Consider the following 25,092-nt stretch of genomic DNA (forward strand, 5'->3'; position numbering starts at 1 on the left):
GTTGGGAGCTGTCGATGGGATCGAGCGTGACCGGCCCGCGAGAACTGGCAATCGGACGACGGCGCTGCCGTCGCATCACCCGACACCACGCCAAGACGTTCTTCTTCGCCTCGCACTGCCTGCCCCGGGCGGTCCGCCGACATTCCTACGCGGTGTATGGCTTCTGCCGGTGGGCCGACAACGCGGTGGATGAGGCGGCGGACCTCGCCGATGCCACGAGGCGGCTCGATCATGTCCGGGCCGTCCTGGCGTTGGCGTATGCGGACGATCCGGCCCCCTCGGGAGTGCTGGCGTTCCGGGAGACGTTGCGCGATCGGGCGATCCCTCGACAGCTTTTCGACGACCTGCTGGACGGGATGGCGATGGACCTGACCGAAGATCGCTACCCGGACTATCCGGCGCTCGACCTCTATTGCTATCGCGTTGCCGGCGTCGTCGGGTTGATGATGACGCACGTATTCGGGTATCGTGACGACTGCTGCCTGCCTCATGCGCTCGCACTTGGCCGGGCGATGCAACTGACCAACATCCTCCGAGATATCCGCGAAGATCGCGAACGGGGCCGCGTTTACCTGCCGCAGGATGAGCTGGCCCGGTTTGGCGTCTCCGAGGAGCAGTTGGCCGAACAGCGTGTTGATGACTCGTTTCGGGCCTTCATGCGGTTCCAGATTGATCGGGCCAGGCGGGCCTATGCCGAATCCGAACAGGGGATCCCGTTCCTGATCGGCGCGGCCAGTCGCCTGACGGTCCGGGTGATGGGACGGCTTTATGGCGGCATCCTCGACGAGATCGAGCGACTCGATTACGACGTCTTGCAGACCCGAGCCCACGTCTCGACACCCCGGAAACTCCGGCTGCTGGCCGACTGCCAGCGCGAGACGATGAGCGAGAGTTGGCGACGCTCCTGGAGCTGAGAGTACCAACCGTGTCCGTCATCACCCCGTCTCCCCGCCCGACCCCCCCCGATCCGGCCCTCGATCCCGATCGCTTCTTCAACCTGCAGACCCCCGGCTCGCAGGAGTGGTGGTATTTCGACGCGATCAGCGAGGACGGCGAGGATGCGCTGGTCGTGATCTTCTTCGCCGGCTTGCCGTTCAATCCGGCGTATGGCACGGCGGCCAGGCGCCATCTTGCGAACCCGGGGAACGCCCCGGCCCCCCATCCGCTCGATCATTGCGGGGTGGCCTTCAGCTGGTATCGACCCCGCGGGGCGAGCGTGAAGCGCAGGGGGAGGGGGAACCCCGGCCATCGGGCCCAGGCCTACGCGCTGAACGGTCATCGACGCGAGGACTTCTCCCACGACGCCGAGCCGTTCCGCCTGACGATCGGCGGCTCTCGGGTGGAGCGCGACGCCGAGGGCTACCGGATCAGGGTCGAGGCCCCCGACTGGGATCCGACCCGGAGGATCCAGGCCGACCTGCGTTTTCGGCCCGCGGCCGGGACCGAGCCGTTCGAGGTCAATCTGGGCGGCGAGGGCTCCCCGCACCACTGGATCCTGGCCGCGGCCGATTGCCGGGTCGAGGGCTCGCTGGCGATCGATGGGCCGGGAGGCGCGTCGATGACCTTCCGAGGTCGGGGTTACCACGACCACAACGCCGGGGCCGAAGAACTCTCGATGGCCATGACCAGATGGCAGTGGGGCCGGGTCCACGACGAGGACCGGGCCGAGATTTACTACATCGCCCAGCCCAGGAAGGGGCCGGCGCACTCCCTCTGGATTTCCTGCCGGGACGGCAAGCCTGAACTGATCCGGGACCAACCCGACGTCACCGTCTCCCAGCGCTGGAACAACTGGTTCTTCACCCCCTACCACGGCGCCATGACCTTCAAGGACGGCGAGGGGCAGCGGTTGCAACGCTGGATCGACCACGCGGTCGATTCGGGGCCGTTCTATCAGCGCTGGCTTGCCGAGTTCCGGGGGCCCGGGTTCCGGTCGAACCGGCTCGGGATCGCCGAGCAGCTCGATACCGCCAAGCTGAACCATCCGCTCTACAACTGGATGGTCCCGTACCGGCTGAAGCATCCCGCCCGGTCGTCATCGGGCGGATGACAGGCGGGTGTCGCGTCCTGGCGGGGAATTCCGACTGACTGCTCGAGCACCCAGCGATGGGAGGCGGGGCCGAGGATCGCTCTCGGCCCCGCGGCAGCGTAACGGATTTCGAGAGCCAGATTGAGGTGGCATCGATGCTGGTACTGGGTCGCAAGCCGTCCGAGCGCATCCTGATCGGAAGCGAGTTGCGGATTACCGTGATCAGCCTGGAGGGGAAGCAGGTCCGCCTCGGGATCGAGGCTCCCGCCGATGTCGGGATCGTCCGCGAGGAAGTGGTCCTGAAAGATCGCCGCGCCGTCGCCGTGAACCAGGAACAGGCCAGGCCGTCAAGCTCCCCTTGAGCGGCCTGGCCGGTGCACTCGGAGGGCGGTCAGAACGCGACCGCGGAGCCTCCACCGGCTCCCGAGCCCGAGGCACCCCCCACCTGATCGGGTCGCCCGCTGAACCGAGAGGCGGCACGTTGACCCACCGCGAAGGTGCCGAGCGTCAGATCCACCGGGTTGGGGCTGGCCGTGGGCGCCTCTCCCGAGGGGAATTCCCAGATGAGCGCGGCCTCGTAGGAGGCGTCCCCCGACTCTTCCTTGTAGAAGTACAGGTGGATGAGCTGGAGGTTGCGGTCGGTCAGCGTCAGCCGCTCGAACGTGATCGTCGGGGCTACGTCGTTCCGGGGCCAGACGGTCTTGTTCACCGGTTCCAGGGCGGCGGAGGCGATGTCGGGGCCGTAGACCTGGGCCAGGACGTTGATCACATCGGTCCGGAAGTCTCCCCTGGGCGCCCGGGCCGGTTGTTCGGGGTCGGGCGGTTCCTGGGAATCGCGACGGGCGAGGATGTGCAGCTTCGAGTTCGCCTCGGCGGACTGGGGGCTGAAACTGGCCGCGACCTCGAAGGCGTCGGGATTCAAGGCGATCAGCTCGAACTCGGGCTGCTGGGCCATCCCCTGCGGGACGCGCAGGTAGATGGAGTTCTCCGCAAATTCACCCTGAGCCGCGCTATAGAGCTGCTGATTGAGGATGATGTCGTCCTTCAGGCGACCCTGGGTCGCTTCAAGCCTGGCCTCGTAGCTGGTATAGCCGCAGCCGAGGACCGGGAGCGAAAGGACGGCGAACGTTGCGAGGGCCGGGAGGCGTCTCATTCGGGACCTCTGCGGGTGGTCGCAGGAGTGGGGGGCCGATCGGGACGGCGGCCCCCAGGGAGGATGATGTCGCGTTGCGAATGAATGGTCGAGCGTTTCGGCCCGGCTGTCAAGAGACTGGCGCGACATGAGGCGTGCACGACCAGAGGACCCGGCGGAACGGGATCGTCTCGACGCCCCCATCCTCGTCGTCGGCGCCCGACGGCACGATCACCGGCTCGAAGGCGGGATTCTCGGCCCGGAGCAGGACCACCTGGCCGGCGACCTGGAGCCACCGGATCATCACCCGGTCCTCGATCCGGGCCGCCACCAGCGACCCATTCAGGACCTCGGGAGGCTCGGGACGCTCCGCGATCCCCACCACCGCGCCGTCGGCCAGGACGGGCATCATGGCCGTCCCCTTGACCTTCAGGCAGTGGAAATTCCGAGACTTGTCCAGCCATTCACGCTTCATCGGCAGGGTCTTGAACGCGGCCCGGTCGGCCTGCTCGTCCCCGTCCCCTCCCACGTCCTCGACGTGGACGAGGACCTGGTCGGCTTGCTGGTCCAGCTCGATCCCGCGAGAGACCAGCGGCCGAGACGCCAGGGTGCCTTCGCCCCGATGCTCGAGGATCGAAAGCACCTGACGGAGCAGGTCGGCCACGGAGCCGGTCGGCTCCGGGCCCGAGAGCCGGTCGCTCGCCATCGGCCGGCCGCGCCGGAGTTTGGCACCCTCGCCGTGCAGAAGCCACCGGGGCTCGACGTCCGTCAGCTCGATGAATCGCAGCAGGACCTCTGAGGGGACCGTGACCCCTGTCTCGTAGTTGTACCAGGTCCGAATGGGCAAGTTCAGCCTCCGGGCCAGCTCGGGACCGCCCCGATCTCCGTACTGCTCGGTTCGGATTTCTTTCAATCGATTGGCCAGTTCACACTTCGTGCGAACGACCTCTGGAGAACTCTTGCAGCGTGCCATCGGTGCAGATTCCTCCTCCCCGGGAGACATCTTGGGTGAAACACGTCAAGTGACTCCCTCACGACGGGACGGGTGCCAAACTTGGTTGAAGAACCTTAGTATAGCAATCGGTAAAGGTAAAGCAAAGCGAGAAACGCAATGATGCATTGTTGCATCATTGGCCCCGGTTCGTCCTCTGTCGCAATCCGACGATCGTCGCTCGATCCTTCGCCACCCTCGCGTCCCCGGGATCCCTGGAGGGTGTCAGGGGGGGGGCCCATGTGCTGGGTTCGGGGCATGACCCGCCGACGGGGACGGTTGGCGGCCGGCGCCGGCTGTCGGCGTTCAGACTGCCACGATCAAGGCCGCGAGGCCGGGCATGGTCGGGGAAATCGGGCGGCGTGTGTCGTCACCGACGGTCGTCTTCGTCGATCTCGATGCCCATCAGGAACTCGGCGATGGCCTCGTCGGCACCCTCGTCCTCCCCGCTCGATTCGCGTTCAGGCTCCTTCTTCGGGGCCGCAGGTTTGGGGGCAGGGGCCTTGGCGGCCGTGTTCGCCGGTGGCTTCGGCGAGGGTTTGGCGGCGGGGGCGGCGGGGGCGGCCGGTTCGGGCTTCGGTGGGGCGGCCTTCGCGGCGGGCTTCGGTGGGTCGTCGTCGTCACCGATGACGAATTCGAGCACGTCGTCGTCGTCGAGGGCGATCGGCGCCTCGACGGGTTCGGGCACGGCCGTGTCGGACGCCTTGACCCCCGCCCCGGAGCCCGAGGCGATCTCTCGGGCCTCGACCGCGGAGCTGGCACCGGAGGTCAGGGACTCGATCCGGAACTCGATGGGGCCGACCATGAGCACGTCGCCGGGCTCGAGGACCCGCTGCTCCTCGATCCGCTTGCCGTTGACGAACGTCCCGTTGGCGCTGCCGAGATCCTTGACGAGGAGCAGGCCCTTCTTCTCGAAGAGCTGGCAATGCTTGCGGCTCACCTGCGACGACCGCAGGGTCAACTCGCATCCATCCTGGCGGCCGATGGTCGTGACGCCATCCACCAGGCGGAGAGTCTTCGCGGCGCTTCGACCTTTGAGGACGACGAGCTGGTAATCCATGTGACACACCTCAGCGTCGAGAGCACAGGGGTCGATTCCCCCCAGCTCACGGCAATCCGAGCCCCAAAGACTCTTTTCGCGGTTTTCGGTAAGGGTTTCCCCTATCAAAGGATAACACCCGATTGGAGCGGGGGGCAATCCCGGCTGAGGCGCCAATCGCTTCCTCCCCTTCGGAAAGTTTTCGGGGGTTGACCCCTTGCTTTTGGCCGGATGGCTTGGGTATAGTGCTCGTGTCCTGCTGATGCGGGGCACACAATTCGAGTCCGATCGGCCTCACCTGCCGATCTGCGACACGGGCGGGAGTAGCTCAGGGGTAGAGCACCACGTTGCCAACGTGGTTGTCGTGGGTTCAAATCCCATCTCCCGCTCCTTTTTTTATTGATCGCACCATCACCGACCCCCGGGCTGGCGGCCGACGCTCGAGCAGATCGGGTTGGACGGGGTATCCCGGATTTGCCCCCAGCCCACTCGAATGCCTCAGCGGAAGGATCGTCCTCGATGAGCACCGGGGAGAATGAGCGCGACGAACTCCAGACCGATGCCCCCGTCGCCGATGAGGCCGAGGGCGCTCAGGATGCGGACGCTTCCAAGCGTCGGCTGAATCTGGATGTTCAGATTACCGACGCCGGGCCGTGCAAGAAGCACCTGAAGATTGCGGTCCCGCGCTCGGATATTGACCAGCAGTTCGAAGAGTCGCTGGGAACCTTCCGCCGCGAGGCCCTGGTTCCCGGGTTCCGTCCGGGCAAGGCCCCGACGCAGCTCGTTCAGCGCCGCTATCGCAAGGAAGTGGCCGGCCAGGTCAAGTCCGCCTTGCTGATGGCCTGCATGGAGCAGCTCGACGAAGAGCACAAGCTCAACCCGATCACGCAGCCGGACTTCGATTTCGACGCCCTCGAAATCCCCGAAGACGGGCCGATGGAGTTCGAGCTCGAGGTCGAGGTCCAGCCCGAGTTCGAGACGCCTGAATACAAGAATCTGGTCGTGAAGCGTCCCGTGCGGAAGATCGCCGACGCGGACGTCGACCGCCAGTACCAGGGCTTCCTCGAACGGTACGCTCAGGTCGTGCCGAAGCTCGAAGGCGGGGCCGACCCCGGCGACTTCGTCGTGGCCGATCTGGCGTTCCAGAATGAGGGGCAGACCCTCAACGAGGTCAAGGAAGTCCAGTTCCGGCTGCAGCCGCAGCTCCGATTCCAGGATGGCGTCATCCCCGACCTGGCCACCGCCCTGGCGGGGGTCAAGCCGGGTGAATCGCGATCGACCAAGGCCGAGATCGGCACCTCCTCGCCCGACGCCGCCTTGCGAGGCAAGACCGTTGACGTGACCATCCAGGTCCACGACCTCAAGACCATCCGGCTTCCCGAGACAGATCAGGCCTTCTTCCAGGGCATCGGCTTCGACAACGAGGCGGATTTGAAGGATGCCCTGCGGTCGGTCCTGGAACGTCGGGGGGAATTTCAGGCCCGTCAGGCTGTTCGTCGCCAGATCGTCGAGCAATTGATCGAGCGGTGCCCGTTCGACCTGCCGACCGACCTGGTCAAGCGGCAGGAAGTCTCGACGCTGCGGCGACTCGTCAGCGAGATGCGCGAGGCTGGCTACAGTGATTCCGAACTCCGGGCCCGCGAGGCCGAGATTCGGGCCAATGCTCACGACGTCACCCTGAGGAACTTGAAAGAGTTCTTCCTGCTCTCGAAGATCGCCGACGCCGAGGAGATCAAGGTCGAGGATGACGACCTGGCGGAGGAAATCAGCCTGATCGCCATGCGGTCGGACGAGACGCCGCGTCGCGTCCGGTCTCGCCTTGAGAAGGAAGGCCAGCTCGACAACCTGGCGACCCAGATCCTCGAACGCAAGGCGATCGATCGGATCCTGGAATACATCACCGTTGAGCTGGAGGAAGTCTCGACTCCCGAAGAGGAGCCGGACGCCGACACCCTCGATGAAACGGCCCTGCCCGCGTCGTCCGAGGAGGCCGAAGCGGCCTCGGAGGCTGCGGAAGGATCGTCCGAGCAGAAATGACCGGATGCTCCTCGGGCGGTTCGCGTGCTCGACCGGCCGCCCGAGGGCCAGACTGTCTGAGCGGATCACCTTCGCATGTTCGGGGGTCTGCGGTCCGTCTTGGTCGCTGCCCCTGGTCGACCTGCCATCGGGCCTGAGGGCCTGGTGGCCGGCTTCGCCCTCGGCACCGATCGGACCCGCCCCACGATCCGTCCGAACCGACCCGAGGACCACGTCCCATGATCTTCGACCGCGTTCCCTTCGACGCCGACCCCATGGCGCCTGTCCTGCAGCGCAACCGGAACTACGCCAGCCAGCGTCAGATGACGCTGAGCGACTTGCTGCTGGAAAACCGGATCGTTTTCCTCGAAGGCCCCATCAACGACGGGATCGCCAACATCACGGTCATGAAGTTCTTGTACCTCCAGTACGAGAACCGGTCGCAGGGGATCAGCTTCTACATCAACAGCCCCGGCGGCTCGGTGACGGCGACGATGGCCATCTACGACACGATGCAGTTCATCGACTGCCCGGTGGCGACCTATTGCATCGGCATGGCGGCCTCCGGCGCCGCGGTCTTGCTGGCGGGCGGGACCAAGGGGAAGCGCTACGCCTTGCCGCACTCGAAGGTGATGATTCACCAGCCTTACGGGCAGGTCGGCGGCCAGATCTCGGACATCGAGATTCAGGCTCGAGAGATCATCGACACGAAGCGAGAGATCAACGAGATCCTCTCGAAGCACACCGGCCAGCCGTTCGAGGTGGTCGCGCGAGACACCGAGCGAGACCGTTACCTCAAGGCCCTTGAGGCCCGAGATTACGGCATCGTCGATCATGTGGTGGGTCACATTCCCAAAGATGAGTCGAAGAAGGGCGAGCCCTCGAAGTGAGTTGACGGGGGGAGGGCAGTCGGCGGTCGGCAGGAGGCGTATTGCAGGTTCGACCGTCGTCCTGTCGGTCCCGAATCGCGTCTCAATTCCCGCCCCGATCCGCCGATGAACCCTCCGCCTCCTGCCGCTCGAGTCGCCCAAGGAGCCCGACCGATGCCTTTGATCCCGATCGTGATCGAGCGTTCCGGCCGCGAAGAGCGGGCGATGGACATTTACTCCCGCCTGCTCCAGGACCGGATCATCATCCTCGGCACGGCGATCGACGACACCGTGGCCAACCTCGTCGTCGCTCAGATGCTCGTGCTCGCCCACCAGGATGATAAGGCCGACATCCACCTCTACATCAACAGTCCGGGTGGGAGCGTCACGGCCGGCATGGCGATCTATGATACCATGCAATACGTTCCGTGCGACGTGGCCACCTACTGCATGGGCCAGGCCGCGAGCATGGGCTCGCTCTTGCTCGCGGCCGGCGCCGCCGGCAAGCGGAACGCCCTGCCGCACGGGCGGATCATGATCCACCAGCCCTTGGCCGGCATGGAAGGCACGGCGACGGACATCGAGATCCATGCCCAGGAATTCTTCCGCATGAAGCGGCAGCTCAACGAGATTTACCAGAAGCACACCGGCCAGACGCTCGAAAATCTCGAAAACGACACCGATCGCGACCGATTCATGTCCCCGCAGGAGGCCAAGGATTACGGCCTGGTGGACAACGTGCTCGACCGAGAGATGCCGATCCCCCCTCGGAATCCCGAGGCGATCTGACCGGCTCGCTTATCTGACCGGCTCGCTTAAGTGACCTCTCCTCGCCGGAATCCCTTGCTCGAAGCAACACGAAGATGCCCCGGGGGAATCGTCGATTCTTCCGGGGCTCTTTCTTCGTATCAACTCCGCTGAGCGAGTCGGGCCAGGTCGTCGAGGATCGGCCCGTTGGCTTCGGGGAAGGTCAAACCCGGCAATTCCTCGACCGGAACCCATCGAAAGCCGGAATCGGCCGAGGGGTCGGCGGAGGGGTCGGCCGCTTCGGCGTCGAAGTAGTGCAACTCGACGAAGCCATGCGGATAGCGGTGCGAAACCACTCGGCGGCAGGTGCCGAGGATGACCGTCAGGCCGGTTTCCTCCTCGCATTCCCGGGCCGCGGCCTGTCCGGGAGATTCCCCGGGCTCGCACTTGCCGCCCGGGAATTCCCAGACGCCGGGCATCGGCGAGCCGGGCAGGGGGGGGCGGCGCCGGATCAGGTACGCGCCCCCGCGTCGGATCAGGCCGATCCCGACGCGGATCGGATCGCCGTCCTGGGATGTCGCCATCGGAATCTCGCGAGGGATCAGGCCGGAGCCTGCTGTTCCAGGGCCTTCTCGAAGGCGTGACCGGGCGACCCCATCGCGTGATAGCCACAGTCGACGTGCAGGATTTCCCCCGAGATGCCCCGGGCCAGATCGGAGAGCAGGAACATGCCCGAGGAGCCGACCTCCTCCCGCGTCACGTTCCGCTGCATGGGAGCGATGGCCTCGTACAGGCCGGACAGCTTGTCGAAGTCGCCCACCGCCGAGGCCGCCAGCGTCTTCACCGGGCCGGCCGAGACGGCGTTGACCCGGATGTTCTTCGGGCCGAGATCATAAGCGAGGTACTTCACCGAGGCGTCGAGCGCCGCCTTGCAGACGCCCATCAGGTTGTAGCCGGGGACGACCTTCTCGCCTCCGTAGTACGTCATGGTGACGATCGAGCCGCCGTCCGGCATCAGCTCGGCGGCATGTCGGGCGACGCTGACCAGCGAGTAGACGCTGATGTCCATGGCCAGCTTGAACCCGTCTCGGCTGGCCTGCACGAACGGGGACTTGAGGTCCTCGATCGGCGCGAACGCGATCGAGTGCAAGACGAAGTCGAGGGAGCCGAAGGTCTCCTTCGCCTTCGCGAAGGCCGCGGCCACGTCCTCATCCTTCTGCACGTCGCAGGGGACCAGTAGCTTCGGGCCAATCGGGTCGATCGCCTTCCGGACCCGTCGTTCCATCTTGTCGCCCGGCAGGTGCGTGAAGCCGAGCTCGGCCCCCTCGGCGGCGAGCTTTTCCGTGATCGACCAGGCGATACTGTAGTCGTTGGCGACACCCAGGATCATGCCCTTCTTGCCCGAGAACAACCCCATCGCCAGATCCCCTGCTTCGGTGTTCGATTCGGGGTCCGCGGCCCGATGAGCCATCGGCCTGCCCGGCTGCCGGGCACGCTGCGATTCTCAGGGCGAACGGCCGGAATCGTGGAGGTCGCGACATCGGTCGCCGCGAGCACAACGTTTGATCGCAAAGCATAACGCTTCGGGGCGATTCGCTCAACGCGCAGCGCCATCGGGAGATTCGGGCGGTCCGGGAGTCCGGCGGTCGATCCGCAACGCGACCGAGTTCAGGTCGGCCTCCAGGGCCGTCCGGGCCTGGTTCAGCGCAAGCTGGGTGGCCGCCCCCACGGCCAGACCAAGCTGCTGGGCCTGGGGGTCGCTCCGGCCGAGTCCGAAGCCTTGCAGCAGCCGCATGGCGGCCTGGACCTGCGGATCCTCCGCCAGGCGTCGGCCGTCCTGGGCTGGGACGTCGGCCGATCGGACCTCGGCCCGTCTGCGAGTCCCCGTCTCCCAACGACCCGGCCCGGTCCGGATCAGGAGAATCGCCTCGACCGCGACCCGCTCGAATCCGGGCGAGAGGTGCAGCACGGTCACCACCACCCCGATCCGGCCTGACCGCTCGATCCGATCCAGGTACGGTTTGATCGGGTCGACGGCCGGCCTGTCGCCGAGGAGTTGCCCCGCAATGTTGCCGACCGCGTCGGCCATCTGCGACGGATCGAGGGGCTTGCCCGGTCCGGGTTCGGGCAGCACGAGGTCGCCAAAGCGAATGAGCCGCAGGTCGGCATCGGTCAGCGCCTCGGTCGAGGCCCGCCGGGCAAGCCAGCGGCGATCTCGCTCGGCCGGCACGGGCAAAAGGTCGTCGATCGGGGCCGGATCGCTCGCTCCCTGGGCGAACCCCCGATCCTGCAGGCCCGCCCGGAGGCGATCTTCGGTCATCGATTCGACCGCCTCGAAGCCGGCTCGCCACCCTTGCCGGAGCATCCGTCGGCGGTGCTCGGGCTGCTCGTCGATGCTTGCGACCTCCCTTCGAGGAACCGAGACGACCATGAGTGGGAATGGTTGCTCGTCCTCCGGCCGATCGAGCCGTGACAGCTCGGCGTCGATCCACGAGCGAATCGGGTCCGCCCGGCCCTCGTCGGCGACTCGACGCTCAAGACGCCATTGCCCGAGCCGTCGAACCCGGGCCTCCTGAGCCTGTCGGCGAGCGCGGCGGTCCCGATCGGACCACGCTTCGGCCCGATCGGGGAGATGCTCCTCGACCCAGGACCGCCGGACGACCACCTCAACCTCGGCGGAGGGGCCCGGCCGGACCTGACCGAGGAGGATCGTCCCGTCACGCAAGACAACCCGGTCGGCCACGCGATCCCCCGCATCGTCCGGAGTCAAGGGGCCCTGGATCGGAGCCAGGGCGAGGAAGAGGGCAGGGAAGACGGCTGTCATCATCGGGCCTCGGTCGACGGTTGAGTGGTAGCCACGCCGTGAGCGATCGGCGCGCCCACCATGACGGGAACAGTCATTGCAAGTGCCGTGCGCACTCTCGACGAGGGAGGACGAATGCGGCTGTCTCCATGGGTTTTTCGGCGCCTGTCACTCCTCGCACCACCCCGAGGTGATCGGGACGGGAACGCGCGGGGTCGGGGATGCGGCACGCCTCATTGCGTGCAAGTCTAACCGCGTGGAGATGAATCGACAAGCGTCGATTGTTGCCGGATGAGACGCTCAAGCACGTCGGATACCAGGGGGATACGCTTGCGTTCCTTCGCCAGGCGATCCGATACTTGATGGTCGTCACTCGTCTCGCACCTTGACGAGGATCGTCTGCGTTTCGGGGATGGCCCGTTCCGTCGCGGATGCGGACTCGCAATCGACGGCTCGCGAACCTGGGGAAATCTCATGGCCCGTATTCGTTGGGTTCCGGAATCTGCGGCCACCGGCCCCCTTGCCGAGGCGTATCGCGATTGGCAGGCCGCGAACCCGCGGCGCTCGGAGATTCCGGCGATCTTGAAATGCTTCAGCCTGCGGCCCGATTTCTTTCGGGACGTGGTCGCGTTCTCCGATCGCCTCCACTTCTCCGAGGGCCACTTAACGCGCCGGATCAAGGAGATGATCGCCACGTATGTATCGGCCCTGAATCAATGCCCTTACTGAACGGGTTCTCATGCGTTTTTCCTGCAGTTGCAGGAATCCGACCCGACCGTCCACGAGCACCTGGCCAGGGCCGACCTCGACGCCGCCCCCATCCCCCGAGTCGAATACGCGCTGCTTCGGTTCGTCGAGACCATCACCAGGCACGCCTACCGCGTGACCGACGAGCAAGTGTCGCAATTGCGCGACATGGGATGGACCGACGAGCAACTGGCGGAATGCGTGTACATCGCCGCGCTGTTCGCCTTCTTCAACCGCGTGGCCGACGCCTTCGGGCTGGACGACCCGAACTATTTCCAGGCTCCTCCCCCCCGGGGCGGAGAACCTCTCGCTGCCGAACCCCCCGAGGAAGGCACCTGATGTGATCCAAGCGGATGCGGATGTCGACCTCAACCCCCTGGGAGATCGGGCGTGGCTGGCCCGATTCCCGTCGGATGCCCGGGCCGCGTCGTGGGCTGAGGCGGTCCGCCGCCGCTCCTGGGCGGGAGCGGTCGAGGTGGTCGTCGCCTATCACGCGGTGGCCGTCCTGATCGATCCGTCGAAGGTCGATCCCGAAACGATCGAACCACTGCTCCGGCAAGTGCGCCCGACCGAGATCTCTCCCCGGATCGGCCGCGAATTCCGCGTGCCGGTCGCCTACGAGGGGGAGGACCTGGTCGAGATTTCAGCCACGATCGGTCGTCCCATCGGGGAAATCATCGCTGCTCATTCCGGCATCACCTATTCGGTCCGGGCCATCGGCTTCCTGCCCGGGTTCCCGTATCTGGGAGAGCTTGCCGAAGCCCTGGCCGGTCTGTCGAGGCGGCCGACCCCCCGGACGAGCGTCCCGGCCGGGTCCGTGGCGATCGCGGGGCGGCAGACGTGCATCTATCCCGAAGCCTCACCGGGGGGCTGGCACCTGATCGGGCAGACGCCCCTGGTCCTGGCCGACCTGGCAAGCGGGTTCCTACCCCTGGCCACGGGCGACCGGGTGCGATTCGAGCCGATCGGCCGGCGCCGGTTCCAGGAACTCCAGGGGTGCCGCCTCGGCGAGGTCTGACAATTGGCTTGATGAATGGGAATCGGATGCTGTCGAGAGATTTTGGTGATCCTCGTGATGGAGTGTTCGCCGTGAGCGAGATCCCTCCCGTCCCGCGTCGGACGATCGACCTCAATGCCGACCTCGGCGAGGGGTTCCCGGACGACGAGGCGTTGCTCGATCGCATCAGCTCGGCCGGGATTGCCTGCGGTGGCCATGCCGGAGACCGGACAATCTGCCTGAGGACGATGGAGCTGGCCAGGGGCAAGGGGGTCGTCATCGGGGCTCATCCAGGATACCCGGATCGCGAGGGATTCGGCCGTCGAGAACGGCACGTGACCGCTCAGGACGTGACTCAAATTGTCGAGGAGCAACTCGCGAGGCTCGTCTCTTGGGCCGCCGAGGTCGACGCCTGCGTGAGGTTCGTGAAACCGCACGGAGCACTCTATCATCAGGCCCAGCGAGAGCCTGAACTGGCCAGGGGGTTGGTCATGGCGGTCATCGATCGGGGCTTGCCGGTCCTGGGGTTGCCCGGAGGGGCCCTCGAACGCGAGGTCCTTCTGGCCGGCCTGACGTTCATTCCCGAAGGCTTCGCCGACCGCCGATATCGGCCCGATGGTTCGCTCGTGCCTCGATCGGAGCCGGGGGCCCTGATCGACGACCCGAGCGAATCCGAGCGACAGGCCCTCGCGTTGATCGACCGGGGGCTTCGAACCCTCTGTCTTCACGGAGATGACCCGAGGGCGCTGGCGAAGGCCGATCGCTTGCGGACGGCGCTCGGTCGTGCGGGGATCCTCATGCGGAGCTTCGCGGGAGACGTGCAAGTGTGAGCGAGTCAGGTGGCGTGATTTCCCAAGCCTTGACCGTCCTCCGCGCAGGCGCAAGTTCGACCGTGCAGGATCTGGGGCGGCCCGGCGGCCGATCGCGGGGCGTCCCGCTGGGAGGTGCGTTCGATCGCTCCGCGCACGAACTCGCCAACGCCCTGGTGGGGAACGATCCCGAAGCGGCGTCGGTCGAGCTGACCCTCATGGGCGGCACGTTCCGCGCCGAGGCTCCGCTGGCGTTGGCCCTCGCCGGAGCACCCATGCCGGCCGTCAGGCAACGCCCCGACGGGGTCCGGGAGCGTTTCGAGGTTCCCATCGCCTTCGGGCTTGAGCCGGGCGACCTTCTCGAGCTGGGAGGGACCGCGACCGGGGTCCGGACGTATCTCGCCGTCCGGGGTGGCTGGCGGACGCCCCCGGTCCTGGGCTCCCGATCGACCGAGCGCGTCCTGCGGGCGGGCGACTGCTTGCCCGCGATCCCGAGCCGCTCGGCGGTGCGTCGGATCGACCCGAGCTTGGTCCCCCGCATCGATCCCGACGTCCTCATCCGGATCATGCCCGGGCCGGACATCTCGCTCGTCCGGGACGATTGCTGGCATCGCCACGCTTACACGGTGACGAGGGAAAGTAACCGGATGGGGGTACGGCTCGACGGCCCTTTGATCGAGGTTTCGGGACCTCCCGATCGCCTCTCCGTGCCGGTGACTCCCGGCGCGGTCCAGGTTTCGGGGGGCCGCTTGATCGTCCTGGGGGTGGCGTGCGGCACGATGGGAGGCTACCCGTGGGTGGCCCATGTCGCGTCGTGCGACCTCGATCGGCTGGCGCAGGCCAGGCCAGGCCGGGAGCTCCGATTCCGGTGGGTCGACGTGGGCGAGGCCAGGAGGCTCGATCGCGCGGGGCGGCGACGCCGCGAGCGACGCAACCTCACCATCGCGACGCTGGCCCGTGATGCAGAGGTGTAACGACTTCGCGCGCGGAGGATCCTTCGCATTCCGGCCCGGAAAGGGCTGGAACTCGGAACGGGAGTTGAAACCGAGCTTGCCCGAACCGACGGAATCGGTAAGCTCTCGGGTCGATCCAGTCTCCGGACATCGGTCTTGTGCGGGTCTCGGTCAAGAGGCACCCGGACCGATCCTTCGGTCGTCTCGTAGCTCGGCAAGGACGCCACGATGCTCACGGTGGCCCCGATCTGGCGCGTCGCGGCGCTGATGATTCCGCTGGCCTCTCTGGTCGGTTGCGACTGGTTGCCGGTCCGTCGCCGCATCGATCCGGCGCTGTATCCGGTGCCGGCCCGGCCCGACCCGGCCTTGATCCGAGGTCAACGGAAGCTGTCGCCCGTCCATCCGGAATCGACTCCGCGTCCGACCTCGCTCGCGGGGATGCCCGCCGACCGGCCGGTTGCCGCCTTGCCGGAGCTGGTTCCCATGTCGCCCGAGGAGGTGTTTGGCCCTCCCGACCCCACCCCGATGCTCGACGCCGCGCTCGTCCGGGCCCAGGCCGTCGAGACGGCGGTCTTCGACGGCGAATCGGGCGGAGTGCCCGCGTCGGGAGAGTCGACGCCGGCGCCATCGGTGCCTGGGTTGGACGATCCATTCTCGGGGTCGATGGCCGCCGAGCCTGCCCAGGGAACGCCGGCGGAAGCGACCCCCGGGCCTGCTCCGACCGAGACCGTCGAGGTCCCGCCCATTCCCAGCACCGAACCCGAATCGCGAGCACATTCGGACGCGATCGGGCCCGATCCGGGGCCTGACTCCTTCGACCCAACGGTGCCGGGCACACCGATCGAAACCGAGGACTCGCCCTCGCCCGAGGCTGGTCCCGAGGATCAAGACGTGGCCTCGTCGGAGCACCTGCCGGGAGCGACGGGCGGGCAAACCGTACCTTCGGCAGCCAAGGCCGAGGCGGTCGATGCTCGTGATCAACTCCTGAACCGGGTGGCCATCGCCCAGGCTCAGGGACGAGGAGATGACCCAGGATTGTGGCAGACCGTGATGCTCCTGCTCGCCGAGTCGGAGTCGGGACCGGAAGCGGACGCGCCGCCGGTTGACGACGAACCTGCCGCGGATCACGGCCCCGCGTTCCGGATCGCTCGCATCGCCTTTTGCCGCGAGGTGCTGGGATTCGACCGGATCAAACCCGTCGATCCGGAAGCACTCGAAGCGGGCGAGAAGGTCTTGATTTATGCGGAAGTCGAAGGGGTCCACTACCTTCCCGAAGCCGACGGCCACATCTCGCGGCTTTCCACGACGCTCGAAATTCTCGACGATGGGGGCCTGCGGCCGCTCTGGACCGATGTCTTGCCGGTCGAGGATCGTTGTAGCCGGCCGCGTCACGATTATTTCGTCGGCTATCGACTGGCGCTGCCCGAGTCACTCCCTCCGGGGCCGTATCGACTTCGCGTGTCGCAGCACGACCTGCTCTCGGGCCATGAGGACGCTGCCGAAACACCGTTCGTGATTCGCTGACTCGCCTATCCCCGGAGGAGTCGCAGCGCATTGCCCCGCGTGATCGCCTGGAGGATGGCGGGAGGAGGCGCGGACTCGCGGAGTTTCAAGACCGCCGATTCGGGCACGAAGAACGGCGCATGCGTCCCGAAGTGGATGCGATCGGCACCGAGGTTTTCGACCAGGCGATCGACCGCTCCGACGCCTTCCATGGAGGCGATCTCGATCGAGATGGACCCTGAACCGAGCACCCGTTTCGGTGTCAGCCCGAGCAACCGGCCCGCATTAAGCAGCATGAGGCGAAGCTGGGGCATCCGAGACGCGATCGCGATGACCGGATCGAGATTGACCGGGGTCAGCTCAAGTCGCGGGTGTTTCGTCCGGGGGTCTTCCATCTGGACGGCGACCTGGACGATCAGCGATCGGGAGGCCGCGGCCGCCAGCAACGCGGAGACGACGGGATCGCCGAGTTCGTATCCGTGAATGTCGGGATGCAGCCGGATGCCCGGCATCCGGTGGACCTCGTGACATCGCCTGAGGTCCTCGGCCCAGTCGGGGAGCGTGGGATTGATCGCCCCGATCGGGAGGAAGAGGCCGTCTCCCGATCGCTCGCAGGTTTCCGCGAGGCGGGCGTTGACCGCGGCGATGTCTCGGTGCAAGAGGGCGTCGAGATGACCCGCCCAGGCGCGTTCGATCCCGAGCGCTCGGAGTCGTCGGGCAAGGGCGTGCGGGTCGTCGAGCGGGAGGCGTCGGAACGGCCAGTGGCCGAGCGAAACGTTGGTGTCGATCACGGGTGAAGCCCCTTGGCCGCGAGGATCGGACGCAGCAATCGCCTGAGATTCCCGCCGAAGATGGCCCGGCGGTCCTCCTCGGCCAGCTCGGCGCCGAGCACCTTGGCCAGTTGCGAGGCGAAGCTGCGCCCCCCCGCGTCGCTGCCGTACAAGACGCGATCGGCCCCCAGCTCGCGCACCGCCATTTCCACGAACCCGGCGGTCGGGTCCGACCCGGCAAGGTCGATGAAGATCTTCGGATGATCGCGCACCATCCTGATGCCGCGTTCCCAGTCTCCTCCCGTGTGGCCGCAGACCAGGGGCGTGTCCGGGAACCGTCGGGAAAGCGTGACCAGGTCCTCGGGCGACGACTCCCCCGGGAGGTTCCCCCCGGCCTTGAGCCAGGTGTGCTGGAAGGTCAGGGCGTTCAGCTCATGCGTGAGACTGATGATGGGATCGATCGCCGGGTCGGAGCAGCGGCGTGCGACCCAGAGCTTGATCCCGACCATCGGCCCGTCGCGCACGCACCGATTGATCTCGTCGAGGCTGGTCTCGACATGCGCCGGGCTGACGTAGGCAAGCCCCAACGCGCGATCATTCCAATGCGTCAGGGCCTCAAGCACCTGGTCATTCTGGCGTCTGAGGTCGTCGGCCGCCGGGTCCGTCGCCCACGGGAAGCCCATGAAGACGAGGATCCGCTCGATCCCCATCCGGTCGGCGAACGCGATCAACCGGGCCATGCGCTCGCTCGGCGTGCGGCCCTCGACGCCCGAGAGGTGGCAGTGCAGATCCCAGACGCGGTAGGGGGTCGGATCTGTCGCAGCCGTGCCCTGATCCGTCGCGGTGCGAGCTCGCATCGAATCGCCTCCGTTCGTCCGAGGTCAGAGGGCCTGCAGTCGGAGCAGGAACGCGATGAGGTCGGCCATCTCGGCCGGGGTGATCTCCTTCTCCAGGCCTTCGGGCATCAGCGATCGGCCGGTCGAGGAGAGCTCCTCGATGTCGAGCCGCAGGAGCGTTTCCTGCTCCCCGCCGGGACGGATCAGCGTGAGCGACGCGGCCGATTCGGACTCGATCATGCCCGACGTGACGCGGCCGTCCCGCAGGGCCACGACGTACTCGATCGCATCGGGAGCCACTTCCCGGTTCGGGTCGAGGATGTGGGTGAGCAACTCATCGGGGGTTCTTCGGGCGACCGAGACGAGGTTCGGGCCGACCGCGTGCCCGGCGTCCCCCAGGCGGTGGCAGGTGGCACACGTCCGGTCGAAGACCGACCGACCCGGCCCTGCATCGCCCGGGGTCGCCAGCGCTTCGAGGTAGCGGCTCAGGACCTCCGGGCCCGGGCCTCCCTGCGTCTGATCGAAGTGCCGGGCGGCGCGGTCACGGACCGATTCGACCCTGCTCCTCAGCAAGGCGGAACGACTCGCCTGGGGAATCTGACCGGCGGGGACCTGCCCGGCCTCGATCGCATCGACAAGTGCCTCGGCCCACGACGGACGAGCGATGAGCGCGGAGAGGATCGCGGCCCGCACGCTCGGCGTCGCGGCGTCCCATTCGGAGAGGAGCAGGGGGGCCACCCCGGGTTCATCCCCGAACCGGGCCAGCGTGGCCACGGCGGCGAGACGAACCTCGACCGGCTGATCCGGCCCGATCAGGGGGGGGAGCAGCGCCGCGGCCTCCTCGAACGGTCGATGAGCGACCAGCGAGACGGCAAGCACCCGGTCCGCCGCATCGGCCCCGCGATCCGTCAGCGCCCGGCGCGACGCGGCAAGCCAGTCCCCCAGCATGCTCGTCGCGTCACCCGTCACCTCCAACGCAAACAGGCCGGACCCGCGACGGATCAGGCCGTCGCCGAGCCTCATGGCGATCTGAGCCTGTTCCTTCGCGTCAGGAGCGGGCGATCGGGCCAGGATTTCCAACGCCCGTGCCGCGTCCTGATCGGTCAGCCCCGCCCCGATGGCGAAGGCAAGCGGGTCGAGCATCGCCCGGAGCGCCGAGACCGACCCCGGCCAGGGTTCGCGGAGCAGGGCCTCGAACATCCCCATCGGTTGCGCCCCGGCCGACGCGAGGAGGGCCGACCGCATCCACGGATCGTCATGGTCGCGACGAGCGATGCGAGCCAGGCTTGCCGGGACCGCGGGATCGTCGATCCCACCCAGCGCCAGGGCGTGGCGGAATCGCACCCGGGCATCGGCCTGGTCGCCGAGGTAAAGCACGAACGACCGCAGCTCCCCCGATCCCTCCAATCGAGTGGCGGCAATCGCCAGGAGATGTTCTCGCACGCGAGCTGCGTCATCGTGTTCCACTGCGAAGGCGGCCATGAGCGACTCATCGTCGAGTGCTCCCAGCCCTTCGAGCGACCAGAGGGCATGGACCCGGCCCAACGCCGAGGTCCCCCGGAGGAGCATCCGTTTCAACGGGGCGATCGCATCGGCATCGTGCCGCTCGAAGATCAGGCGATGGGCGGTCTCGCGATGCCAGGCGTTGGGATGTGCGAGCAGCGCGACGAGGTCGGCCGTGGCGGATGCGTCCAGATCCGGGGCCGGTCGGGCCTCGAAGTCGGCAGGGACGAGCCGGTAGATGCGTCCTCGGTCCTCTCCGCTCCGTAGGTCAAGCCGGTCGCGGATGTCGTCGGGAATCGACCAGGGATGCTCGATCGTCTCCCGGTACATGTCGAGGACCAGCAGCGACCCGTCCGGGGCGTTGACGAAGTTGACGGGCCGGAACCAGGTGTCGGTCGAGGCCACCGCTTCGGCCCCCTCCTCGGCTCGGCTGGCGGAGAAGGTGATGCCCTGCGGTTGGACGGCCATGCGGTGGATCAGGTTGTTCGCCACCTCACCCAGGATCAGGTTCCCCCGATACGATTCCGAGAAGGCGTCTCCACGCAACACGGTGATCCCGCTGGAGGAGGTCAGGTAGCCCGCCCCGACCAGCTCGCTCCGGGGCAGTTCCTTCCCGACCTCGACCCATCGCCTCGCCCGCAGCTCGCGCCAGGGTTCGGCGGGGCTGATCCGGTGCATGATGATGGTGTCGCCCGCCTCCGCCGCGTCGTGCAAGGGCGTCGGCAAGGGGAGCAGCGGATTCCTGGCCAGGTCGCGGTCGGGCAAGACGACGTGTTGCGCGGGGTTGCGGATGTTGCAGAGGAAGCGATTGCCCCAGTCGTCGAACGTGTTGCCGAAGCGTGCGCCGCCGCTGATGGGTTCGAACGCGAGCGATCGGGGGTCGAATCGGAAATCGCTGCGGAGCAGGGGGATCGTCTCGGCCTCGCCCTCGGGAAGCTCTGCCCGGCGGATCTGGCCGCCGTTGCTGGAGCCGGCCCCGTAGATCCGGTGGTCAAGGCCCCAGATCAGGTTGTTCATGACCGCTTGAATGTTGTATTTCCGGAAGCCGGTGAAAATGCGCTCGCGGACGTCGGCCCGATGGTCGCCGTCGGTGTCCTCCAGGTACCACAGGTCTGGCGTGGCCGCGACGAAGATTCCCCCCTTCCAGGGCGCGATCCCGGTCGGCCACGAAAGCCCCTCGGCGAACAGGTGCGATTCGTCGAAGACGCCGTCGCCGTCCCGATCGATCAGCAGCCGCACCCGACCGATCGGCGGGTCGCCGGTGTTGTCCTGGAACGGTTGGTCGTTCTCCTGGTCGACGTGCGGATAATCGGCCATCTCCGCGACGAAGAGCCGCCCCTGGGAGTCGAACGCCCCTGCCACGGGGTCAAGAACCATCGGCTCGGCCGCGAGCAACTCCATCCGCAGCCCGCCGCTCGTCCGGAAGGAGGCGAGCGCCTCCTCCGGTTCCAGCGCTTCGAAGCGGGGGAGCGGCTCCGCCCCGGGGCACGGCTCGTCCGCGATCACCGGGACCTGCCAGACCAACACGCAGACGACACACAGGCTCAGCCAGGGACGATTCACCGCAGCTCCTCGGAACGTATCAGGGGGGTGATTTTTGAGAGAATCGTGGCGTATTCGGGGGTCGATCAGTTGGCAAGCGGTTGCGTGCTCCGCAGGTACGCGAACAGGTCGCGCACCTGTTGGTCGGTCATCGCGTCGAGCAGCCCGGTCGGCATCACCGATTGGGGGACACCCTTGAACTCCTCCAGCTCCTCGCGAAGCAGGACCTCGTTCCGGCCGTCGGCCCCCCGCAGGACGACGACGCGGTCGTCCTCGGCCACCAGGAAACCGGTCGCGATGCGGCCGTCGAGCAGCAGGGCGAGATAGGTTTCGTATCCCTCCCGGATCTCCGCGTTCGGGTCGACCACCGCGACGAGCATGGATCGCAGGTCGTCGCGCTGATAGCTCGTGAGGACCGGGCCGACATCGCCCCCTTCGTCGAACAGCGTGTGACACTTGCCGCAGTGCTCGACGTACAGCTCCTTGCCGGTGTACGGGTTGCCGGTCCCCGAGGCGATCATCCGTTCGAGCCGTTCCAGTTCCCCCCGGAATTGCTCGGCCGACGCGCCCCCGATCTCCCCCCAGACCTCCCGCACCGACGCGGCCAGGTCCGGATCGTCCAGCAGGAGAATCGACCGGGCGGTCGATTCCGAGACGAGGTCCCGATTGACGGAGCCCGATGCCATCGCTTCGAGCAATGCCGAGGCAAAACCGCGGCGGCCGGCCAGCACGGCCTGGGCGGCCTCTCGGGCCTCGGTCGGCAACGCGTCATGCAACGCGATCAGCGTCTCGGGGATTTCCGGGGTGTCGAAGGGCCTCAAGGCCGAGATCGCGGCGGCCCGGATCGTGTCAGGGCCCTCGGCCGAGGCGAGGGCTAGCAGGGTCGGCAACCCTCGACGGTCGCGAATCTCGCCAATGGTCCGGATCAATTCCAGGCGAAGGGCCCGCTCCGCGTCGGGGGCGGCCATGATCCGCAGGGCCTCGGCCACCGCGTCGTCGTCTCCCTGGCGGACGCGGAGCGGCAGCGAGCCGCCCCCCGAGGCCGCGATGGCCTGCACGAGCCGATCGGGCAAGACGGAGAGCGACCGCCCCTCGAAGGCCGCCTCGAACCCCTTCATCAGGGTTTCGGCATGGGTCCTGTTCGGGGATCGTTCCAGCAAGATTGCGCAGGCGATCAGGTCGGCCCGCGTGCCGGCCTGGGCGAAGCGACGCATCAGGCGATCGGTGAGCGTCTGGGCGACGATCGCCTCGTCCCAGAGGCCGGCGTCCTCGAATAGCGTCAGGACGGCGTTCGGATCCTCGCCGACCTTCGCCTCGATGGCCCACCAGAGCAGGAGCGGCAGGTGCGGGTCGGTGGCGTCCTCGGCTCGCGTCAGCAGGGCCCGGACGATCGGCAAGGCCTGGCCCGCCGGCAGGCGGCGGGCGGAGCAGGCGAGCTGGCTGCGGACCTCGACATACGGCTCCCGGGCCGCCAGCCCCGCGAGCGCCTCGGCCACGTCGTCGCCGACCTCGAAATCTTCGCACAGGAGGCGCACCGTCCAGGCCCGCACGTAAGGGTCGGGATGGTCGATCAGGGCGATTCCGGTGGCCTCGTCGAGCCCCCCGCAGAGGTTCAATGCCCAGAGCAATTCGAGGGAGCGGTCCTCGGCCTGCCCCGCTCGCAACTGCGATCGGAGGCCGGGGATCAACGATTCATCCTTCCGATCGCCGAGGATGCGCAGGGCCTCGCGACGGAACCAGCGGTTCGGGTGGTCGAGAATGCCGATCAGCTCTTCACCCGACAGCCCCGCCAGATTGAACGGGACGCTCGGCCCGGCCTCGCCGGGGAACCGTCCGGGGGGGGCGTCGGCGGCCCGGAGGCGGTAGACCCGGCCGTTCGTCTTGTCGACCCGGCCCGCGTAATGGCTGCTGTGGTCGATGCGCTGCTCGTACATGTCGGAGATGTAGAGGGCACCGTCGGGGCCGAGCGTGATCGCAACCGGCCGGAACCAGGGATCCTCCGTCGCCAGCGGGCGATCGAGGTCCTTCGACTGGAAGGTCGAGCCATCGGGCGTGACCTCGCTCATCACGATCTGCCCCTGGAGCGGCTCGACCCCGAACAGCTTCCCACGATACGGGTCGGGCAAGGCCCCTCCCTCGGCGAACACGAAGTTGTGCGTGAAGCGGGGGACGCTGTGGTGCGCCATCGGCAGGAAGTAGCCGAAGGTGTAGGGGTTCGAGAGGGCCCCGTGCTTGGTGAACCCTTTCTGGTAGTAGCCCCCCTGGACGTAGTGGAACCCCCTCGTGTCGCCGCCGTTGTGACCGGAGTAAACCCGACCCCTGGCATCGATCTCGACCCCGTGCGTGTTGCCCCCGCCCTCGGCGAAGATCTCGTAACGCTTCAATTCGGGATGGTAGCGCCAGATGAGCTGGCCCATCGAGTGGACGATGGCGTCGTCCGGTTCCCCGGGGCGTCGAATCCGGCCGGTGACGGTGCTCCCCTGCGCCCCGTAGAGCCAGCCGTCGGGTCCCCAGCAGAGGTTGCTGGCGATCGAGTGGCTGTCTTCCAGCCCGAAGCCCTCCAGGTGGACTTCCGGGTCGCCGTCGGGCACGTCGTCGCCGTCTCGATCGGGGTAGAACAGCAGGTAAGGGGGATTCAGCACCCAGACCCCTCCGCGTCCCCGGGCGATCGAGGTGGCGAGGTTTAGGTTGTCGAGGAAGGTGGAGTGCCGATCATACTGGCCGTCGCCGTCCGTATCTTCGTGGATGGAGATGCGGTCGATGCCCGGCGTTCCGTGCGGGGGGGGCTGGGGGGTGCGGTCGTAGACGGTCCTCAGGAACTTGTCCCGGCTGACCATCGTCAGGCCGGCCGGCTCGGGATACTGGCGATACTCGACCACCCACATGCGTCCCCGCTCGTCGAACGAGACCTGGAGCGGCTGCGCGATGATCGGATCGGCCACGGCCAGATCGACCTCAAGCCCCTCGGCCACCGCGAAGGCGTCGCGGGCGGCCTCGGGGGAGAGCGGTGCCGTGTCTCCCTCGCGAAGGCGGAGGTAGGTGTCGAGGTCGTCGAACCGATCGACGCGATCGTACGAGGCGTCGCCGCTCGACACGGGGCCGAGCGCCCAGGAAGGATCATCGCCGGCCCGGTATTCCCACGGGCCTTCCATCTTGATCCCCTCGCCCTCCTCGGCGTCGAAGAGCGTGGGGGCGGCCACCGCGAAGTTGCTCCGGCCGTCGGAGTAGTAGACCCGGACGGCGATCACGTTCGCCTCGCCGGCTCGGATCACCCCCTCGGGGAGGCGGTATCGGCCGGATTCCCCCAGGCCGCTCCGATAATTCGGCGGGAAGGTCCCCGCGGCCCCGACCTGCACCCCGTTGACGAAGGCCGCCCGGGCGTCGTCGACCGGCTCGACGTGGAGTTCGAGCGACCGACCTGCCCAGTCGTCCGGGACCAGCACCGAGGCGCGATACCAGGCGAACCCGTCGCGGCCCGAGTTGGTCCCCTCGGCCGGCCGCACCCGGGGCGGTTCCTTCCAGGTGTCGGGGATCGGGACCGTTCGCCATTCGTCGGGCGCAGGCGCATCGGCCTGCGGGGTCGGCCCTGCCTCGACCAGGGCGATCGCGCCCAGGACCGCGATCGCAGTACCGGCGAACCACCCAAGCACTCCTCGTCGTCGCTGCATCGCTGATCCATCCCCGGCCTGTCGTCCCCGGACGCAATCCAACGCTCGAGGCTCGCCGTCCGACGAGCCTCCGTGTTGAACAATCGAGGGTAGGGGATGGATCGCCCGTTGAAAAGAGGCAGGCCACGGGAGAATGCC

General features: G+C 67.4%; 22 protein-coding genes and 1 tRNA gene. 13 read left to right on the forward strand and 10 right to left on the reverse strand.

The window, feature by feature from the left end; translation table 11 throughout:
* Positions 1 to 14: 14 nt before the first annotated feature.
* The 3 genes from AB1L88_RS00970 (at position 15) to AB1L88_RS00980 (ending at position 2,391) form a co-directional block, all read left to right on the forward strand.
* Positions 15 to 914 carry a phytoene/squalene synthase family protein gene (locus AB1L88_RS00970; RefSeq protein WP_367094750.1) on the forward strand — a complete coding sequence of 300 codons (900 nt, stop codon included), beginning with the start codon at positions 15 to 17 and terminating at the stop codon, positions 912 to 914.
* Positions 893 to 2,050: a hypothetical protein gene (locus AB1L88_RS00975; RefSeq protein ID WP_367094751.1), complete on the forward strand. Its 1,158-nt coding sequence runs from the start codon at positions 893 to 895 to the stop codon at positions 2,048 to 2,050. Before AB1L88_RS00970 ends, AB1L88_RS00975 begins: the two co-directional genes overlap by 22 nt.
* Before the next feature lie 134 nt (positions 2,051 to 2,184).
* Positions 2,185 to 2,391, forward strand: a complete 207-nt coding sequence (locus AB1L88_RS00980; RefSeq protein ID WP_367094752.1) for a carbon storage regulator — start codon at positions 2,185 to 2,187, stop codon at positions 2,389 to 2,391.
* Positions 2,392 to 2,420: 29 nt separating this feature from the next.
* On the opposite strand, the gene AB1L88_RS00985 is transcribed toward AB1L88_RS00980, so the two are convergent.
* The 3 genes from AB1L88_RS00985 to AB1L88_RS00995 all read right to left on the reverse strand — a co-directional run bounded on the left by AB1L88_RS00985 (position 2,421) and on the right by AB1L88_RS00995 (position 5,212).
* Positions 2,421 to 3,182, reverse strand: a complete 762-nt coding sequence (locus AB1L88_RS00985; RefSeq protein WP_367094753.1) for a hypothetical protein — start codon at positions 3,180 to 3,182, stop codon at positions 2,421 to 2,423.
* Positions 3,183 to 3,291: 109 nt separating this feature from the next.
* Entirely contained in the window at positions 3,292 to 4,134 is an 843-nt protein-coding gene (locus AB1L88_RS00990; RefSeq protein ID WP_367094754.1) for an XRE family transcriptional regulator, read from the reverse strand.
* Positions 4,135 to 4,522: 388 nt separating this feature from the next.
* A complete protein-coding gene (locus AB1L88_RS00995) occupies positions 4,523 to 5,212 on the reverse strand; it encodes an FHA domain-containing protein (RefSeq protein WP_367094755.1) in 690 nt (229 codons plus the stop codon).
* 296 nt (positions 5,213 to 5,508) lie between these two features.
* On the opposite strand from AB1L88_RS00995, the gene AB1L88_RS01000 reads away from it, so the two are divergent.
* From AB1L88_RS01000 to AB1L88_RS01015, 4 genes are all read left to right on the forward strand, one after another.
* Positions 5,509 to 5,580, forward strand: a tRNA-Gly gene (locus AB1L88_RS01000).
* Positions 5,581 to 5,710: 130 nt separating this feature from the next.
* Positions 5,711 to 7,228 carry a trigger factor gene (tig, locus tag AB1L88_RS01005; protein ID WP_367094756.1) on the forward strand — a complete coding sequence of 506 codons (1,518 nt, stop codon included), beginning with the start codon at positions 5,711 to 5,713 and terminating at the stop codon, positions 7,226 to 7,228.
* 218 nt (positions 7,229 to 7,446) lie between these two features.
* Positions 7,447 to 8,097, forward strand: coding sequence for an ATP-dependent Clp protease proteolytic subunit (locus tag AB1L88_RS01010; protein WP_367094757.1), 651 nt, complete (start codon positions 7,447 to 7,449; stop codon positions 8,095 to 8,097).
* Positions 8,098 to 8,250: 153 nt separating this feature from the next.
* Positions 8,251 to 8,865, forward strand: a complete 615-nt coding sequence (locus AB1L88_RS01015) for an ATP-dependent Clp protease proteolytic subunit (RefSeq protein WP_367094758.1) — start codon at positions 8,251 to 8,253, stop codon at positions 8,863 to 8,865.
* 119 nt (positions 8,866 to 8,984) lie between these two features.
* Here the strand turns inward: AB1L88_RS01015 and AB1L88_RS01020 are convergent, their stop codons facing one another.
* The 3 genes from AB1L88_RS01020 to AB1L88_RS01030 form a co-directional block, all read right to left on the reverse strand.
* Positions 8,985 to 9,407, reverse strand: a complete 423-nt coding sequence (locus AB1L88_RS01020) for a (deoxy)nucleoside triphosphate pyrophosphohydrolase (protein ID WP_367094759.1) — start codon at positions 9,405 to 9,407, stop codon at positions 8,985 to 8,987.
* Positions 9,408 to 9,424: 17 nt separating this feature from the next.
* Positions 9,425 to 10,240 carry an enoyl-ACP reductase gene (locus tag AB1L88_RS01025; RefSeq protein WP_367095044.1) on the reverse strand — a complete coding sequence of 272 codons (816 nt, stop codon included), beginning with the start codon at positions 10,238 to 10,240 and terminating at the stop codon, positions 9,425 to 9,427.
* 180 nt (positions 10,241 to 10,420) lie between these two features.
* A complete protein-coding gene (locus tag AB1L88_RS01030; RefSeq protein ID WP_367094760.1) occupies positions 10,421 to 11,650 on the reverse strand; it encodes a hypothetical protein in 1,230 nt (409 codons plus the stop codon).
* A gap of 558 nt (positions 11,651 to 12,208) precedes the next feature.
* On the opposite strand from AB1L88_RS01030, the gene AB1L88_RS01035 reads away from it, so the two are divergent.
* The 6 genes from AB1L88_RS01035 (at position 12,209) to AB1L88_RS01060 (ending at position 16,656) form a co-directional block, all read left to right on the forward strand.
* On the forward strand, positions 12,209 to 12,355 hold the full coding sequence (locus AB1L88_RS01035; RefSeq protein ID WP_367094761.1) for a carboxymuconolactone decarboxylase family protein: 147 nt from the start codon (positions 12,209 to 12,211) through the stop codon (positions 12,353 to 12,355).
* Between the two features lie 27 nt (positions 12,356 to 12,382).
* Positions 12,383 to 12,712 (forward strand): hypothetical protein, encoded by a 330-nt coding sequence (locus tag AB1L88_RS01040; protein ID WP_367094762.1) that lies wholly within the window; start codon positions 12,383 to 12,385, stop codon positions 12,710 to 12,712.
* Between the two features lies 1 nt (position 12,713).
* Positions 12,714 to 13,391 carry a carboxyltransferase domain-containing protein gene (locus AB1L88_RS01045; protein WP_367094763.1) on the forward strand — a complete coding sequence of 226 codons (678 nt, stop codon included), beginning with the start codon at positions 12,714 to 12,716 and terminating at the stop codon, positions 13,389 to 13,391.
* Between the two features lie 71 nt (positions 13,392 to 13,462).
* Positions 13,463 to 14,200 (forward strand): 5-oxoprolinase subunit PxpA, encoded by a 738-nt coding sequence (locus AB1L88_RS01050; RefSeq protein WP_367094764.1) that lies wholly within the window; start codon positions 13,463 to 13,465, stop codon positions 14,198 to 14,200.
* A 14-nt stretch (positions 14,201 to 14,214) separates the two neighbouring features.
* Complete coding sequence (locus tag AB1L88_RS01055) at positions 14,215 to 15,153, forward strand: biotin-dependent carboxyltransferase family protein (protein WP_367094765.1); 939 nt, start codon at positions 14,215 to 14,217, stop codon at positions 15,151 to 15,153.
* A 207-nt stretch (positions 15,154 to 15,360) separates the two neighbouring features.
* Positions 15,361 to 16,656, forward strand: coding sequence for a hypothetical protein (locus AB1L88_RS01060; RefSeq protein ID WP_367094766.1), 1,296 nt, complete (start codon positions 15,361 to 15,363; stop codon positions 16,654 to 16,656).
* Positions 16,657 to 16,661: 5 nt separating this feature from the next.
* Here the strand turns inward: AB1L88_RS01060 and AB1L88_RS01065 are convergent, their stop codons facing one another.
* From AB1L88_RS01065 to AB1L88_RS01080, 4 genes are all read right to left on the reverse strand, one after another.
* On the reverse strand, positions 16,662 to 17,426 hold the full coding sequence (locus AB1L88_RS01065) for an amidohydrolase family protein (RefSeq protein WP_367094767.1): 765 nt from the start codon (positions 17,424 to 17,426) through the stop codon (positions 16,662 to 16,664).
* Positions 17,423 to 18,262: an amidohydrolase family protein gene (locus AB1L88_RS01070; RefSeq protein WP_367094768.1), complete on the reverse strand. Its 840-nt coding sequence runs from the start codon at positions 18,260 to 18,262 to the stop codon at positions 17,423 to 17,425. The genes AB1L88_RS01065 and AB1L88_RS01070 overlap by 4 nt, the downstream gene beginning before the upstream one ends.
* 24 nt (positions 18,263 to 18,286) lie before the next feature.
* Positions 18,287 to 21,307: a PVC-type heme-binding CxxCH protein gene (locus tag AB1L88_RS01075; protein ID WP_367094769.1), complete on the reverse strand. Its 3,021-nt coding sequence runs from the start codon at positions 21,305 to 21,307 to the stop codon at positions 18,287 to 18,289.
* Positions 21,308 to 21,372: 65 nt separating this feature from the next.
* A complete protein-coding gene (locus AB1L88_RS01080; protein ID WP_367094770.1) occupies positions 21,373 to 24,954 on the reverse strand; it encodes a PVC-type heme-binding CxxCH protein in 3,582 nt (1,193 codons plus the stop codon).
* Positions 24,955 to 25,092: the final 138 nt, after the last annotated feature.

It is taken from the genome of Tautonia sp. JC769, assembly GCF_040717455.1.
Lineage (GTDB): Bacteria > Planctomycetota > Planctomycetia > Isosphaerales > Isosphaeraceae > Tautonia.